We start from the raw sequence: 17,281 nt of genomic DNA on the forward strand, positions 1-17,281 counted from the left end.
TATTACTTCTAATAAATGAAATATTTCATCGTAATTTTCCTACTTTTAAGTAGTTGCAGTTCTAATAGGAAAAAAAAGGTGGATGTATTTAGGTATAATGAACATAAAAACATTGGTTCTTTAGATCCTGCTTTTGCAAAAGACAACGCAGATATTTGGGCCGTTAATCAACTTTTTAATGGTTTAGTACAAATGGACGATAGTTTAAATGTACAGCCTTGTATTGCGAAAAGCTGGTCTGTTTCTAAAGATGCACTTACCTATACTTTTTTATTAAGAGATGATGTGCTTTTTCATAAACATGTACTTTTTGGAAAAGATTCTACTAGAAAAGTTATTGCCAATGATTTTGAATACAGCTTTAACAGACTAAAAGATAAAAAAGTAGCTTCTTCAGGAAGTTGGGTTTTAAATAAAGTTGCAAACTATGAAGCTATAAACGATACTATTTTTAAAATACAACTAAAACAGGCTTTCCCTGCTTTTTTAGGACTACTAACCATGAAATATTGCTCTGTAGTACCCAAAGAAATTGTAAACCATTATGGTACAGATTTTAGAGCAAACCCAATAGGAACTGGTCCTTTTTTATTTAAACGTTGGGAAGAAAACATTAAACTAATTTTTAGAAAAAACAATTTGTATTTTGAAAAAGATACCAACGGAAACACCTTACCTTACCTAGAAGCTGTAGCTATCACTTTTTTACCAGATAAACAAAGTGAGTTTTTACAATTTGCACAAGGAAATATTGATTTTGTTTCTGGTTTAGACGCATCTTATAAAGACGAAATTTTAACAGCAACCGGAAACCTACGAGACAAATACACCAAAGATGTTACCATGATTCGTGGTCCTTATTTAAACACAGAGTATCTTGGTTTTTATATGGACAGCGAAACGCAAGAAGTATCTTCTAAACTACTTAGGCAAGCTGTAAATTATGGTTTTGATAGAAAGAAAATGATGACCTACCTAAGAAATGGCATTGGTATAGCAGCAAATGGAGGGTTTATACCTAAAGGATTGCCTGGTTACAATGCAAATATTGGGTATAATTACCAACCAGAAAAAGCAAAACGTTTAGTGACTCAATATATAAACGAAACAGGAAATAAAACCCCAGAAATAACGCTAACTACAACTAGCAATTATTTAAGTTTTTGCGAATACATACAACGTGAATTAAAAAAAACAGGATTACAAATAAAAGTAGATGTTGTACCTGCTTCTGCTTTAAAAGAAGCAAAAGCAAACGGAAAAACAGATATGTTTAGAGCTAGTTGGGTTGCAGATTATCCTGATGCCGAAAACTACCTCTCTTTATATTATGGTGGTAATTTTGCACCAAACGGACCGAATTATACGCATTTTAAAAAGCAACAATTTGATTCGTTGTATGAACAAGCATACACAGAAACAACAGCTGTAAATAGAGAAAAATTATATACTAAAATGGATTCTTTAGTGCTACAAGAAGCACCTGTTGTGGTTATGTTTTATGATGAAGTAGTACGTTTTACAAGAAAGAACGTAAGCAACTTAGGTATAAATCCTATAAATTTATTAAACTTAAAACATGTTAAAAAAGAAGAATAACACCTTCTTTTTATAACAGGTTATCATTATATAAAACACTGTTTTGTTTTATTACTTTTTCGTCTAAAATACCCATTACAATTAAATATTGCGAAGTTCCATAAAACAACATTACTGTTATGGCACTATAAAATATATCATTATTATAAAACCTAGCTAAAACAGCTATAGAATCTGCTATAACAGAAAATAAAATTCCTATACCTACAATAAAAAAACTCTTTTTGTCTACCTCAGATTTTCTTAAATAAGCAAATAACAAAACAATTAATGCTATAAATAGGTAAGCTAAAACAGGAATAAAAAATTCTTTTAAATTGTCATAAATTACACTTAATATTAAGAACATGTAAATAAAACAAAAGGCTAAAACAGGAAATAAATGAACCAATTTAAAATCATTTTGATTAGAAAACCTAAAAACATAAAACAGTTTACCTATAGTAAAACTTAATATTCCTAACAAAAAAAAGACAATAAAATCTTTAAAAATAAAAAGTAAATCTCCTAAAATAAAAAAGGATAATGCCATAATCATGAAAATACTATCCTTAGCAGTTCTATTTTTAATATGCATGCAGAAATAAACCAACAAAGAACCTACAACTAAAGATTTAGTTACTACTCTAAGAGGAATTAGATCAATAATTACTTTAAAAAAAACATCAATAATTAGAATAGAAAAAAAGAAAATTGAAAAATAGAATTTATCTTTAAAAATAAACATGATTGGTTTTTTGAATAATAGCTAATTAGCAAACACAACTCTTGTTTCCCTAATTTTCAGCAACTTAAATCAAAAATAAAGATTTTAGATTGTTAAAATAAACAATTTTCAAAAAATTTTATTTTTTGTTAATTCCTTAAATAAAACCCTCTTATTTTACTTATTTCACAAAAAAGTAATACAAATCATCACCTCCTTTACCATTTAGTCTAGCGGAAGAAAAATAACCAGATTCTAAATCGTCATTAAGTAAATAGCTATAATCATCAAATCTTGAATTAATTGGAGCTTCTAGCAACTCTGCTTGTGCAAATGTACCATCTTCAAGAATTTGGCTTTTATAAATATCCATTTTACCTTTTCCTTTAGGCCTATTAGATGAAAAATAAAGCACATTATCTTTACTTATAAACGGAAAAAGTTCTTTTTTTCTGGTATTTACAGCAAGTCCTAAATTTTCAGGCGTACCAAAAGTATTATTTTCATGAATTGCAACTCTAAAAATATCTGTACCACCTAAAGTTCCTCGCATGGTAGACACAAAATACATATACTTTCCGTCAGGACTAATTGCAGGATGCCCATAAGAAGATCTAGAATCACAAAAAGAAGGTACTTTAAAATTGGTCCAACCAATACCTTCTACATATTCACCAATTTCAATTTTTAATTTGGAAGCTTTCTGTGATAAATTGGCTTTTCTTTCAGTATTATACACATTAGTAGTAATTACAATGTATTTTTTATCTGTAGTATAAAAGGTAGAAGCAGATAAATTAAACACAGAAGAATCTACATGATATGGTAATGGAGAAACATTAACAATTTCATGTGCTTCATTAATTTCACCTTGATATAAGGTTAATTGAGGTGTACCATTAATTAGCTTTTGTTTTCCTCTTTTATTTAACAAATTGGAGGTAAAAACTATTTTATTTCCTTCTAAATATGAAACCGCAAAATGATTGTTTTCATCATTCACTTTTAAGTTAACAATTTCAATAGCTTCGTTTTGCGAAAATCCTTTAAAAACTAGGCTTATCCATACTATAAAATAAACCCAAAATATATTTTTCATAACCAATTTTAATTGTAAGCTACTTAATAATTGCTACGCCATTTTTTAGTGTTTTCAAAAACATGCTCTAAAATTGCTGCATCTTGTTCTGTAAAATCTATAGCACGTCTAGCCATAACAACTTGAGCTACTTCAAAAGCTTTTTTAGTCAAGTAAGTGGTAAATCCACCACTTCCTCCCCAAGAAAAACTTGGCACAAAGTTTCTAGGAAAACCGCTTCCAAATATATTGGCACTAACACCAACAACTGTACCTGTATTAAACATGGTATTAATACCACATTTACTATGGTCTCCCATCATAAGTCCACAAAACTGCAAACCTGTTCTAGCAAAGCCTTCGGTTTCATAACTCCATAATCTTACTTCTGCATAATTATTTTTTAGATTAGAATTATTAGTATCTGCACCTAAATTACACCATTCACCTAAAACAGAGTTTCCTAAAAATCCATCATGTCCTTTATTAGAATACCCAAAAAGAACCGAATTATTAACTTCTCCTCCTACTTTACTATGCGGACCTACAGTAGTTGGTCCATAAATTTTTGCTCCTAATTTAACGGTTGCATGATTACATAAAGCAAAAGGACCACGAATGATACTTCCTTCCATAATTTCTGCATCTTCAGCAATGTAAATAGGACCAGAACTAGCGTTTAAAGTAGCAAATTCAAGCTTTGCTCCTTCTTCAATAAAAATATTTTCTGCTGCTATTACATTATTAGAACTAGGTATTGGCTGAGATTTTCTTCCGTTGGTTAAAAAATCAAAATCTTCTTGAATGGCTGCTCCATTTTTAGAGAAAATATCCCAAGTGTTTTCAATTTTTAAAACTGGCTCATTATATTCAATAGCTTGGTAGGTACCTAAATCTATATCTTCTTGTGCTTCTTTAGTAAAAAAAGCAATAACTTCATCATCATTAAAAATAGCTTGATTTTCTTCAAGAGCTTTTATCATTTCAACCAATTCTGAATTTGGAAGATAAGATGCATTTATCATAACATTCTCTTCCATTTCAACCATAGGATATTTTTCAGATAAATAATCTTCTGTAATTGTAGTTGTTGTAGAACCTAAATGTTTTTCCCATTTTTCTCTAATGGTTAATATACCAACACGAATATCTGCAACAGGACGTGTGTATGTAAAAGGAAGCAATTGGTTACGTGAAGGACCATCAAAAAGAATATAATTCATGATTAAATGAAATTAAAAGTTATATGTTAAAAATGCTTTACTCTTAACAAAAATCTATTTTTACTGATATACCAAAAATAGCCTAAAAATTAAAAACAAAAAAGCCTTTCAATATTTTGAAAGGCTTTAATAAAATATTTATAAGCTAAATTATTTTTTAAACTTAGCGTATTTAGTTTTAAACTTATCAATACGACCAGCTGTATCTACTAATTTAGATTTACCAGTGTAAAATGGATGAGATGTTCTAGAAATCTCCATTTTTACTAATGGATATTCAACACCTTCAATTTCTAGTGTTTCTGACGTATTTGCTGTAGATTTAGTAATAAACACATCTTCATTTGACATATCTTTAAATGCTACTAATCTATAATTTTCTGGATGTATTCCTTTTTTCATCGCTAAATGCTTTATTATCTTAACTATTTTCGAGGTGCAAATTTAAGTATTTTTTACAAATGAACAATATTTTTTTAAAAATTATTTTATAAAATTATTTTATAAAATTATTCAATCCCTAAATTTACAGCGTCAAAAGTATAAAATATTGCTTAATTTTATAGTAATTAGCCCAAACAAATTTAAGATTATCACTTTCGTGAGAATTAAATGTAACGTTTTGTTATATTTGTTTACTAACTATTCTATAAACCAAAAAATCAAAAATAAATTATGGAATCACAAAATGCTCCTGTAGCAAACTTTGCTAAAAATTACGGATTAATATTAGGTTTAATTCTTGTATTAATTACAGTTATCATGTACGTTACAGGTATGCAACTTGAAGGTATACAATGGCCAATGTACCTATATTACATCATATTTCCTGTAACTATTATATACGCTATTAGCCAATATAAAAAACAAAATGGTAACCTTTTATCTTTAAAACAAGCCATAAAAATTGGTCTATTAATAGCTGTAATTAGTGCTATTGTGTTTGCTGTATACTCTTTAATATTTAATTATATTATAGATCCAGAATTTCAAGGTCTAGCTATGGAAGCTGTAAGAGATAAGTTATTAGAAAACCCTAACCTAACAGAAGAAATTGTAGACAAACAAATGGATATGATGGAAAAGTTTTCTAGTCCTTTAATAGCTAATGCTGCTTTTATTGCTTTTAGTTCTATTTTTGGATTGATTTATTCTCTTATAGGAGGATTAGTAATGAAAAAAGAAGCATAATACATGAATATATCAGTAGTCATACCACTACTTAACGAACAAGAATCTTTAACAGAGCTATATGATTGGATTGCAAAAGTTATGCAGTCCAATCATTTTTCTTATGAAATCATTTTTATAGATGATGGTAGTACCGATGATTCTTGGAAAATAATTTCGCAGCTATCTAAAAAAGATGCTAACGTTAAAGGTATTCGTTTTTTAAAAAACTTCGGAAAATCACAAGCGCTACATGCTGGTTTTGAAAAAGCCCAAGGTAATGTTGTTATTACTATGGATGCCGATTTACAAGACAATCCTAACGAAATTCCTGAACTATATAATATGATAGTTAAAGATGGGTTTGATTTGGTTTCTGGATGGAAAAAGAAACGATATGACGCTGTGCTATCTAAAAACCTACCTTCCAAACTATTTAATTGGGCTGCACGTAAAACTTCAGGTGTAAAACTTAACGATTTTAATTGCGGTTTAAAAGCATACCATATAGACGTGGTAAAAAATATAGATGTAAATGGTGAAATGCATCGCTATATTCCTGTGCTTTCTAAAAACGCTGGTTTTGCTAATATTGGCGAAAAAGTAGTACAGCATCAAGCAAGAAAATATGGCGAAACTAAATTTGGTATGAACCGTTTTATTCATGGCTTTCTAGACTTAATAACCATTTGGTTTATTTCTAGATTTGGTAAAACACCAATGCATCTTTTTGGCGCATTAGGCTTTATCATGTTTGCCATAGGTTTTGGCTTTGCCTTATATTTAGGAATAGATAAATTATATTTAAACCCAACAGGAAGACTTATTACCCAAAGGCCTCAATTTTACATTTCGTTAGTTACCATGATTATTGGTACACAGTTTTTTGTTGCAGGTTTTTTAGGCGAGATTATTTTAAGAACAAAATCAGATAAAAAAAGATACTTAGTTAAAGAAGAAATTAATTTAACGGCTAATTAATACATAGCTTTTTAGTATTTTATATTTTTATAAAAATAATTACTTTACAATATGATACACATTGAACCAGAATTATTAAACAGAGTAAACAAGTGGCTAACTCCTGCATTTGATACAGAAACACAAACCTATATAAAAGACTTAATTGCTACCAACCCAAAAGAACTGAAAGAATCTTTTTACAAAGATTTAGAATTTGGTACAGGTGGTATGCGTGGTGTTATGGGTATTGGTACCAACAGAATAAACAAATTCACACTTGGTAAAAACACACAAGGTATTAGCAACTATTTACACCAAACATTTCCTGGCGAAAAACTAAAAGTAGTAATTGCTTTTGATTGTAGACATAATAGTAAAACACTAGCAAAGGTAGTAGCAGATGTTTTTTCGGCTAATAATATTGAAGTATTTTTATTTGAAGACTTACGTCCTACTCCAGAACTTTCTTTTGCTTTAAAACATTTAAACTGCCACTGCGGAATTGTTTTAACAGCATCTCACAATCCACCAGAATACAATGGTTACAAAGTATATTGGCAAGATGGAGGACAGTTAGTTCCGCCACAGGATGCAGAAATAATTAGTAAAATTAACAGTCTAGATTATGCCGAAATTAAATTTGAAGCTAACAACGACTTAATAAAATATATAGGTAAAGAAGTAGATCAAGCTTTTATTGATGCTTCAATACAAAACGGAAGCTTTGCAACCTCAGCAAAAGCTAAAGAAGATTTAAACATTGTGTTTACCTCTTTACATGGTACTTCTATTACCATTTTTCCAGATACATTAGAAAAAGCAGGATACAAAAATGTACATATTGTTGAAGAACAACGCGAACCAAACGGAGATTTTCCAACTGTAAAATCACCAAATCCGGAAGAACCTGAAGCTTTAAAAATGGCTTTAGAACTAGCAGATAAAACCAATGCAGATATTGTAATTGGTACAGATCCTGACGCAGACAGACTTGGTGTTGCGGTTAGAGATTTAGATGGAAAAATGACGATTCTTAACGGAAATCAAACCATGGTTTTAATGACCAACTTTCTTTTAAAACAATGGAAAGACAATAATAAATTAAACGGAAACGAATTTGTTGCTACAACCATAGTTTCTACACCAATGATACCTGCTTTAGCAAAAGCATATCATACAGAATGTAAAATTGGTTTAACCGGTTTTAAATGGATTGCTAAAATGATTAAAGACTTCCCTAACCAAGATTTTATTGGTGGTGGCGAAGAAAGTTTTGGCTTTATGGTTGGTGATTTTGTTAGAGATAAAGACGCTAACACTTCTTCTTTATTAGCAATTGAAATTGCAGCACAAGCAAAAGCAAAAGGAAGCTCATTATATCAAGAATTAATTAACCTGTATGTAGAACATGGTTTATATAAAGAACACTTAGTTTCATTAACTAAAAAAGGAATTGAAGGCGCTCAAGAAATCAAACAAATGATGGTAGATGCTCGTGAAAACCCTTTAAAAGAAGTAAATGGCTCTAAAGTGGTAAAAATTGAAGATTACCAATTATCTATAACTAAAGATATTGTTTCTGGTAAAGAAACTACTATAGATGTACCAAAATCTAACGTACTTATTTACTATACAGAAGATGGTAGCAAAATAGCATTAAGACCAAGTGGTACAGAACCTAAAATTAAATTCTATATTAGTGTAAATACTACCCTTGAAAATGCTTCGGCTTTTACAGAAAAGCAAAATGAATTGGCTTTAAAAATAGATGCCATATTAAAAGACTTGAAGCTTAATTAATGGATTATTTAAAAAAAATTGCTCCTTATTTATTACCGTATAAAAAGTACGGTTACCTTAATATTTTCTTTAATGTACTCTATGCATTGTTTAGTACACTTGCTATGGTGTCTTTAATGCCAATGATTAATGTGCTATTTGGAGAAACAAAAAAACTATATGTAAAACCCGTTTATCAAGGTATTGGTGAATTAAAGTCTTTTGGCGAAAATTATTTAAATTACTTTGTAACTACAACAAACGAAAACGAAGGTGCTCAACAAACCTTGTTATACATGATTATTTTAATCATTAGTTTGTTTTTACTCAAAAACATATTTAACTATCTAGCCTTATTCTTTATTACCTTTTTGCGTAATGGTGTATTAAAAGATTTAAGAAACTCTATATACAATAAAGTACTAACACTCCCTATTTCTTATTATTCTGAAAAGAAAAAAGGAGATATCATTGCTAGAATTTCTGGTGATGTTAACGAGGTAAAAAACTCGGTGTTAGCCATTTTAGAATTAATAGTAAAAGAACCTTTAACCATTGTTTTTGCTATTGTAACCATGTTTACAATTTCAATGAAACTAACCATTTTTGTATTTGTTTTTATTCCAATAGCAGGAATGATTATTTCTAGAATTGGTAAAAGCTTAAAGAAAAAATCTGGACGCGTACAGCAAGAACAAGGTATATTTTTATCTACTTTAGAAGAAACTCTTGGTGGATTAAAAGTAATTAAAGGTTTTAATGCCGAAGAACGTTTTAATACCAAGTTTCAAGAATCTACAAACCGTTTTTACAATTTTTCAAACACCTTACTAAACCGTCAAAACCTAGCCTCACCAGCAAGTGAGTTTTTAGGTATTGCAACTATTGCTGCATTATTATGGTATGGAGGAAGCATGGTTTTAATAGATAAAAGTCTTTCTGGTGGTGCATTTATAACCTACATGGCATTAGCTTACCAAATATTAACTCCTGCAAAAGCAATAAGTAAAGCGAGTTATAAAGTAAAAGCTGGTAATGCTGCTGCAGATCGTGTGCTTGAAATTATTGATACACCTTCTGTACTTGAAGACAAACCAAATGCTATCACTAAAGAAGGTTTTAATTCTGAAATAGCTGTAAACAATATTTCATTTAAATATGAAGATGATTTAGTGCTTAAAAACTTTACGGTTACTGTTCCTAAAGGAAAAACAGTAGCACTAGTTGGGCAATCTGGTTCTGGTAAATCTACCATTGCAAATCTAGTAACTCGTTTTTATGATGTTAACGACGGAAACATTTCTATTGATGGTGAAGATATTAGAAATCTTACTAAAAAATCTTTACGAAGCTTAATAGGTTTAGTAACACAAGATTCTATTTTATTTAACGAAACCGTTAAAAACAATATCTTAATAGGAAACCCAAGCGCTACAGATGATGAAATTATCAACGCTTTAAAAATTGCCAATGCATGGGAGTTTGTTAAAGACTTACCTAAAGGTATAGAAACCAATATTGGAGATTCTGGAGGAAAACTTTCTGGCGGACAAAAACAACGCTTAAGTATAGCTCGTGCTGTTTTAAAAAACCCACCAATTATGATTTTAGATGAAGCAACTTCTGCACTAGATACAGAAAGTGAACGCCTAGTTCAAGTTGCTCTTGAAAACATGATGAAAAACAGAACTTCTATTGTAATTGCCCACAGACTATCTACCATACAAAATGCAGATAAAATTCTAGTGATGCAAAAAGGAGAAATTGCAGAACAAGGCACACACAAAGAATTAATAGATAAAAATGGTGTTTATAAAAAGTTAGTAGAAATGCAAAGCTTTGAATAATATACACACTGCAAATAATTGAAATAAAAAAAGCTAGAAGAAATTCTAGCTTTTTGTTTATGTTAGATTTGGGGCTTCTAACATTTAGTAGGTTTGATGGTGTAAATATATATCAAATAAATATAGCTACCAAATAAAAAATGTATTTCATCATGCTAATAACGCATTTCATCGATGTTTTTAAGGCTAAACACTTGCTTTTCAAGGATTTAAAAATTTAAAGAAATTTTAAGTTTTTTTCTTCTTTCTAAAAAAAATACATCCTTTTTTAAACTTTTTGTAAATTCATCAGTCTAAAAGGTATAAACTAAATACACTCTGTGTTAAACGAAACCGTTTTTTTACAACAACTACAATCTAAAAACTCTAAAGAACAAGCTTTTAGAGAGTTGATTACACAATATAAAGAACGTTTATATTGGCACATACGTCATATAGTAAAATCTCATGATGATACTGATGATGTATTACAAAATACCTTTATTAAAGTTTTTAAAAATATTGACAATTTTAAAGGAGATAGTAAAATTTACTCTTGGATGTACAGAATAGCAACTAATGAAGCTATAACACATATAAATAAAAATGCAAAAAGATTGCAAATTACTAATGAAGAAACACAAGAATTAGCAATTAATAATTTACAATCTGATGTCTATTTTGAAGGTGATGAAATACAATTAAAATTACAAAAAGCGATTGCTACCTTACCAGAAAAACAACAATTAGTATTTAACATGAAGTATTTTCAAGAAATTAAATACAAAGACATGGCAGAAATATTAGAAACTAGTGAAGGTGCCTTAAAAGCATCTTACCATATAGCAGTAAAAAAAATTCAAGACTATCTTACTAAAGATTAAACCTTTGTCAAAAAAAAGAGTCTATATAATAAGATGAAAACAAATTTAAACAACATAGAAGAATCCGGTTTTAAAGTTCCTGAAAATTACTTTGAAAACCTTGAAGCGTCTATATTAAGCCATGTAAACTTAAAAGATAAAGCTACAGATGCAGGTTTTACTGTACCTAAAGATTATTTTTCAAAAGTTGAAGATGCTATTTTAACTAAGGCTACTAAAAAAGAACCTGTAAAAGTAATTCCTTTAATAAACAAGAAAACTATTTTTTATATATCTAGTGTAGCTGCAGCAATACTGTTACTGTTTAACCTAAATATTTTTAATAATAAGGTTACTTATGACGCTTTAGCGTATGACACAGTAGAAAACTATGTTTTAAATGAAGACATTGCTACAGAAGAATTAGCAACCTTGTTTAATGAAGTAGATTTTTCTGAAGAAGGTTTTGAAGCTATTAGCTTCTCAGACGAAGCAATACAAGATTATATAAATGATAATATAGAACTTAACGACTTATATTGAATAACAAAATAACAATGAAAAAAACAATTATAACATTTTTTGCTTTATTACTATCTATTGCAACTTTTTCACAAGACAAATTAGATAAAGACAAAATCATGACCTTAAAAGTAGCATTCATAACAGAAAACCTTGAGTTAACTACAAATGAAGCACAAAAATTTTGGCCAATCTATAATGCGTTTGAAGAAGCCCAAGATCGTTTACGCGATGCTGCACATGCTTTAAGAAAAAATGCAAATACAGAAACGTTAACAGAAACAGAAGCTAAAGACTTACTAAAACAAATGCAGGATAATAATATAAAACGTATTCAGCTTTATAATAATTATCTAGAAGATTTACAGACTGTATTTACTGCAAAAAAAATAATTAAACTAAAGGAAACAGAAGATAACTTTAGAAAAAAAATGTTTGAAGAATACAAAAAACGAAGAAAAAAGAACAAAGAATAAAACAATAAAAAAGCAGCCCATGGCTGCTTTTTTTATTTAGAATAATATTTTAAACACATGAAAGAGTTTCGTATTTATTACAAATACACTCTAATATTTAATAGTAATAAAAACTATTTAAAAGTTAATTTACTAATTCGCTTTGCTCCTGCTGCATAAGCAACACTATCATTTATAAAACGAAGTGTATAAAAGCCTTCGTCACTTAAATGTTTCCAGGTATTTCCAGAATCGCTACTATAATCAATTCCTTTAAAACCAATAGCAACTAATGCTTTAGCATTACTATTAGGTACATACTGCACACAACTTCTATAACCAGGACTTTGGTTTTGCGCTACTAATTGCCACGTTTTTCCACCATCTGTTGTACGTATTTTATTTGCAGAGCTGTCTGCTGCTTTGGTATAATCTCCTCCAATAGCAAATCCGTTATTCGCATCATAAAAATCAACACTATACATTCCTGTGGTTTCTAATCCTTGTACCATTGGAGTTTCTATGGCTTTCCAGGTTTTTCCTTTATTTGGTGAGTATAATATTCTACTAGCCTTTCCTCCTGTTGCTATCCATGTTTTATCACCTACAATAGCAATATTAGTATCACTTGCTGCAAATGCCGCTTCGCCTTCTTTTGCTTTTGGTAAATCATCACAAGAGAGTTTGTTCCAAGTATTTCCACCATCACGAGTAATTATAATGCTCAAACAATCTTCGGTAGGATCTCCAATTGCAATTCCTTCTTGATCATTCCAAAAAGCCATAGCATCATAAAATGCTTTTTCGTGGTTTTCTTTATACACTATTTTTAAAGAATCTGCATCTATTTTATACAAAAGAGCTGGAGAAGAAATACTTAAAGCAAAACCTGCATTATTGGTAACTGCTAATGCTCTAAAATTTGGTATGATAGTATCTTCTTTTAGTTGAAAAGTTAAACGAGCTTCTTCATCTATGGCATTCTTAGAGATACCTCCTATTCTTCCATCAGAGGTGGCAAAAGAAGCAAATCCGTTAGCATCTACTTCTAACGCACGAACATTTAACAAAGAATCTTTTAATAGAGTTTTTATTTCTACGGTTTTAAAATTTTTAACATGAAGTGGTGTTTCTTTTTTTCCGCAGGAAAACAAAAAACAAAGTACAATTAAAAAAGGAAGGGTATTTTTCATAGGTTTTAAATTTCTATAAAAATAGAAAAGCTTTATGAATAAATCATAAAGCCTTTCTTGCTATTAATCAAAACAAACATCTCTAGGGAATAAGATGCTATACTATATTTTTAATTTCTTATAATTTTTAAAACACTACTATTGTTAACATGTACTAAATACATACCTTTTGAGAAACTAGAAAAATCAATTACAATATTAGAATCGTTTATATTTTTGTCTTGTAACAATAACTGACCTTGCACATTATACACCTGAATACTTTCTATTGCATAAGAAGTATTTGTAATGGTTACTACATTATTTGTAGGGTTTGGATAATATTGTAAGTGATTACTAAAATCTATTTCATTTACAGATAAAGATTCATTATTTGCAGCAAAGGTTGGTAATTGAATGGCAAAATCACCTGTTCCGTTTGGTACTCTTGCATAACCCATATCATCTTCTTGTGCACCAAAGGTTATATTTTCTATTATAGTACCATCTGCATAAGATAAAATGGCACTTTCTCCTCCTGCAGAAAACTTAATGTCTGCATGCAATCCTGTTTGATCATCGTCTTTATCACACCAAACAATTAAATAGCTATCTGGAGCTATTGTTAATCCTGTAGGAAACTGCCAAGCTAATAAATCTTCTGGATCATCAGACAGATATAAATTATCTAAACTTAATGTTTCATCACTAGTATTATATAACTCTAACCAATCGTCATATTCTCCATCTTGATCTGTAACTGTTGTTTCATTGGAAGCCATTAATTCATTAATTACAAGATCTCCTGGTGTTAAGGTTTCGTAAGTTGCTCCTAAAGTATAAAATTCATATTCTGCTCTTGCTGGAGAAAAAGAACCAATATTATCATTTTCTCCATATATATAATATTGCATATAGTCGGCATCAATAACCACATCTACACCATATACATTATCTGCAGAAGTACCATCATTATGCGCACCATCATCATACATTAGTATTTTTGTAAATGGCATGGTTTCATCTGTTCTATATCCTAAATAAACAGCATCTGTATTGGTATCTGTAACAGTTGCAGTAATGGTAACAGTATCTCCTATTATTGGTGTTGTAACAGAAGAAGCTACATTACTTATAGTAGGTTGTGTATTATTAAAATCGGTTTGCGCTAATAAGTACGTGCTTCTTGAACCCATTAAGTTTGCTAATCCTGGCGCTGTATTACCACCTACATTATAATCTGTATCTATATTACCTGTAAATTGAGCATCTGTATAAAACTTATTAGTATCTGCAGCAACTGCTGTGGCAATAATTGCTTGGTAATCATTTGCCATTGTTAAGTAGTTAGAATTACTTATGTTTTCGGTTAAAATGGTTTTATAATGTGCTAAATACATTCTTTTATATTTTGGCACTTCCATTAATTTAGAAAACAACGGAAAATTAGCATCATCTTCATGTAACATATGGTCTAGTTCTGCTTTTTGCGTAGTAGAAGTTAATGTTCCCGATTGTCCTCCTGGTCCACCAGGTCCTCCTGGACCTCCAGGACCACTACTTGTTTCTCCTGTCATACTAAAAACTCCAAAAGACATATTTAAATCCCACATAATAGAATTAAACTGATCATTATCATCCTTATACAAATAATAATTCTGTTTAAATTGCCCAATATAACTGTCTAAGTTTACCAAAACATTATCAAGTGCAAGCATCCAAATTGCCTTATCTACATCTAAAACGTTTTCAATATTTTCTATATCACTATCTAATATATCTGTTAATTCAATTAAATCATCCCAATGTGCCTCTGCAATAGTTGGGTCTGTATCATCATCCGATTTAATTTCATAAGCGTCTTCATAACTAGCAGAATTAGTACCTAAATATTCTAAATTTGGCAAGTTTGTAGTTTCAGGTCCTGCACCATCAGGAGGACTACAGCTAAAAAACGCATTATCTTTAGAGTAAAAATGTTTATCTACAAAAGTTTTTGTAATTGCCTCTGTATTGGTGTACAAACCAATTAAGGTACCATTTACATACACATTAGCATAGTTTGCTTCTGGTGCATCCATGTATTGGTTTACAATATTGTAAGCAATTGTCTCTCTAACAAAAGAAGGATCAAACATCACGTTTGCCAACTTAATATCTTTATAACCTTGATAGTCTTGATCTACATAAGTATCTAATTCTATATGAAAAGGATTTTTAGTTTGGTTAGCATCATAAGAGCTATTTCCTTTATACTTTACACCAACACTATAAAAAGTAGTTCCGTTAATGGTTACAGATGTTGCTTCTGTATAATTATTATCTCCTGCTTTTTCTGCATCTAATAAAGCATCCCAATTGCTTTCTGCAAATTCTATTTCTATGGTCTGTATGGTATTTATATCGTACAAATCCTGCGAAAATGATTTTATAGATATACATAATAATAAAAGAGTAATTAATTGTTTCATAAAAGTTGGTTTTAAAGCTTTTATGTTTAGATGTTATATTTTAAAAAAACTTGTGCCATTTTTAAAAAAAATTATTTTTTTTTATTTTCAAAAAACAAAAGCAAAAGAATAACATCTATTATTAACAAGAAATAAGTATAATTATTTCTAAAATCATACCTTTGCACGTTTTAAAATACTAAAAGTTCAATCTGAATAAATACTTATTTCTGCTATTGAACACCGAATACGAATATATGAGATTACACAGAAATTTATGTTTTGCCACTGTTGATGGACTATTACAGATCTTTAACGAAGGCACATATGCAGATAAAGTTGTACAACAATTATTAAAACGTGATAAACGTTGGGGAAGCAGAGACAGAGCCTTTGTTGCAGAAACTACATACGATATAGTACGTTGGAAACGCTTATATGCAGAAATTGCAGAAGTTAAAGAACCGTTTTCTCGTGATGATGTATGGCGCTTGATTGCTGTTTGGGCAACATTAAAAGGTATTAAACTACCAGATTGGAAATATTTTGAAAATACACCTACTAGAAAAATTAAAGGTCGTTTTGACGAATTCTCTAAAATTAGAAAAATTAAAGAATCTGTTCCAGACTGGATGGATGAACTAGTAGCTAAAGAATTAGGCGAAAATCTTTGGTCTAAAGAAGTTGCTGCTTTAAACTTACAAGCTGATGTTGTTTTACGTGTAAATACACTAAAAACTACTAAAGAAAAATTACAAGCAGAGCTTTTTGACTTAGATATTGAAACCGAAGAAGTTAAAAACCATCCTGATGCTTTAAGATTAAAAGAAAGAACAAACGTCTTTACTACAGATGCCTTTAAAAAAGGTTTCTTTGAAGTACAAGATGGTTCTTCACAAAAAGTGGCAGAATTTCTAGATGTACAACCAGGAATGAAAGTTGTAGATACTTGTGCAGGTGCTGGAGGAAAAACATTACACCTTGCTGCTCTTATGGAAAACAAAGGGCAAATTGTTGCTATGGATATTTATGAAAATAAATTGAAAGAATTAAAACGTAGAGCAAAAAGAGCTGGTGCACATAATATAGAAATGCGTGTCATTGATTCTACTAAACCTATCAAAAAATTATATGATAAAGCAGACCGAGTTTTAATTGATGCTCCTTGTTCTGGTTTAGGTGTTTTACGTAGAAATCCAGATGCTAAATGGAAATTACAACCAGAATTTATTGATAAAATTAAAGAAACACAAGCGCAAATTTTAAGCTCGTATTCTAGAATGGTTAAACCTGGTGGTAAAATAGTATATGCAACATGTTCTATACTTCCTTCAGAAAACCAAGATCAAGTTAAACATTTTTTAACTTCTGAAGCTGGAAAAGATTTTACCTTTGTAAAAGAGAAAAAAATACTATCGCATGAATCTGGTTTCGACGGATTTTACATGGCGTTATTAGAAAAGAAAAAATAAAAC

General features: G+C 29.9%; 15 protein-coding genes. 9 read left to right on the top strand and 6 right to left on the bottom strand.

Translation table 11 applies throughout. From position 1 onward, the window contains the following. The first annotated feature begins 15 nt into the window (after positions 1–15). Positions 16–1,599, top strand: coding sequence for an ABC transporter substrate-binding protein (locus ACFSSB_RS05720; protein ID WP_379901928.1), 1,584 nt, complete (start codon positions 16–18; stop codon positions 1,597–1,599). Between the two features lie 10 nt (positions 1,600–1,609). Here the strand turns inward: ACFSSB_RS05720 and ACFSSB_RS05725 are convergent, their stop codons facing one another. The 4 genes from ACFSSB_RS05725 to ACFSSB_RS05740 all read right to left on the bottom strand — a co-directional run bounded on the left by ACFSSB_RS05725 (position 1,610) and on the right by ACFSSB_RS05740 (position 5,008). After that, positions 1,610–2,326: a lysoplasmalogenase family protein gene (locus ACFSSB_RS05725; RefSeq protein ID WP_379901930.1), complete on the bottom strand. Its 717-nt coding sequence runs from the start codon at positions 2,324–2,326 to the stop codon at positions 1,610–1,612. Positions 2,327–2,486: 160 nt separating this feature from the next. After that, positions 2,487–3,404 carry a TolB family protein gene (locus ACFSSB_RS05730; RefSeq protein ID WP_379901932.1) on the bottom strand — a complete coding sequence of 306 codons (918 nt, stop codon included), beginning with the start codon at positions 3,402–3,404 and terminating at the stop codon, positions 2,487–2,489. A 23-nt stretch (positions 3,405–3,427) separates the two neighbouring features. After that, a complete protein-coding gene (locus ACFSSB_RS05735; protein WP_379901935.1) occupies positions 3,428–4,606 on the bottom strand; it encodes a GlmU family protein in 1,179 nt (392 codons plus the stop codon). A gap of 150 nt (positions 4,607–4,756) precedes the next feature. Next, the gene (locus ACFSSB_RS05740; protein WP_379901937.1) at positions 4,757–5,008 is read right to left on the bottom strand and encodes a type B 50S ribosomal protein L31; all 252 of its coding nucleotides are present in this window, start codon (positions 5,006–5,008) and stop codon (positions 4,757–4,759) included. Between the two features lie 273 nt (positions 5,009–5,281). On the opposite strand from ACFSSB_RS05740, the gene ACFSSB_RS05745 reads away from it, so the two are divergent. From ACFSSB_RS05745 to ACFSSB_RS05775, 7 genes are all read left to right on the top strand, one after another. Continuing rightward, positions 5,282–5,797 carry a DUF4199 domain-containing protein gene (locus tag ACFSSB_RS05745; RefSeq protein WP_379901939.1) on the top strand — a complete coding sequence of 172 codons (516 nt, stop codon included), beginning with the start codon at positions 5,282–5,284 and terminating at the stop codon, positions 5,795–5,797. 3 nt (positions 5,798–5,800) lie between these two features. Then, positions 5,801–6,757 (top strand): glycosyltransferase family 2 protein, encoded by a 957-nt coding sequence (locus ACFSSB_RS05750; RefSeq protein ID WP_379901941.1) that lies wholly within the window; start codon positions 5,801–5,803, stop codon positions 6,755–6,757. 51 nt (positions 6,758–6,808) lie between these two features. Next, positions 6,809–8,539 carry a phospho-sugar mutase gene (locus tag ACFSSB_RS05755; protein WP_379901943.1) on the top strand — a complete coding sequence of 577 codons (1,731 nt, stop codon included), beginning with the start codon at positions 6,809–6,811 and terminating at the stop codon, positions 8,537–8,539. Next, on the top strand, positions 8,539–10,365 hold the full coding sequence (locus ACFSSB_RS05760) for an ABC transporter ATP-binding protein (protein ID WP_379901945.1): 1,827 nt from the start codon (positions 8,539–8,541) through the stop codon (positions 10,363–10,365). The genes ACFSSB_RS05755 and ACFSSB_RS05760 overlap by 1 nt, the downstream gene beginning before the upstream one ends. A 320-nt stretch (positions 10,366–10,685) precedes the next feature. Next, positions 10,686–11,228 carry an RNA polymerase sigma factor gene (locus tag ACFSSB_RS05765; RefSeq protein ID WP_379901947.1) on the top strand — a complete coding sequence of 181 codons (543 nt, stop codon included), beginning with the start codon at positions 10,686–10,688 and terminating at the stop codon, positions 11,226–11,228. A gap of 33 nt (positions 11,229–11,261) precedes the next feature. Continuing rightward, positions 11,262–11,750 (top strand): hypothetical protein, encoded by a 489-nt coding sequence (locus tag ACFSSB_RS05770; RefSeq protein WP_379901949.1) that lies wholly within the window; start codon positions 11,262–11,264, stop codon positions 11,748–11,750. A gap of 14 nt (positions 11,751–11,764) precedes the next feature. Next, positions 11,765–12,205, top strand: a complete 441-nt coding sequence (locus tag ACFSSB_RS05775; RefSeq protein ID WP_379901951.1) for a sensor of ECF-type sigma factor — start codon at positions 11,765–11,767, stop codon at positions 12,203–12,205. 113 nt (positions 12,206–12,318) lie between these two features. On the opposite strand, the gene ACFSSB_RS05780 is transcribed toward ACFSSB_RS05775, so the two are convergent. After that, positions 12,319–13,377: a WD40/YVTN/BNR-like repeat-containing protein gene (locus ACFSSB_RS05780; protein ID WP_379901953.1), complete on the bottom strand. Its 1,059-nt coding sequence runs from the start codon at positions 13,375–13,377 to the stop codon at positions 12,319–12,321. A gap of 110 nt (positions 13,378–13,487) precedes the next feature. Next, the gene (locus ACFSSB_RS05785; RefSeq protein ID WP_379901955.1) at positions 13,488–15,827 is read right to left on the bottom strand and encodes a CotH kinase family protein; all 2,340 of its coding nucleotides are present in this window, start codon (positions 15,825–15,827) and stop codon (positions 13,488–13,490) included. Between the two features lie 236 nt (positions 15,828–16,063). On the opposite strand from ACFSSB_RS05785, the gene ACFSSB_RS05790 reads away from it, so the two are divergent. After that, positions 16,064–17,278 carry an RsmB/NOP family class I SAM-dependent RNA methyltransferase gene (locus tag ACFSSB_RS05790; protein ID WP_379901958.1) on the top strand — a complete coding sequence of 405 codons (1,215 nt, stop codon included), beginning with the start codon at positions 16,064–16,066 and terminating at the stop codon, positions 17,276–17,278. The last annotated feature ends 3 nt before the right edge of the window (positions 17,279–17,281 follow it).

Source organism: Lacinutrix gracilariae (assembly GCF_042684485.1).
Classification (GTDB): domain Bacteria; phylum Bacteroidota; class Bacteroidia; order Flavobacteriales; family Flavobacteriaceae; genus Oceanihabitans; species Oceanihabitans gracilariae.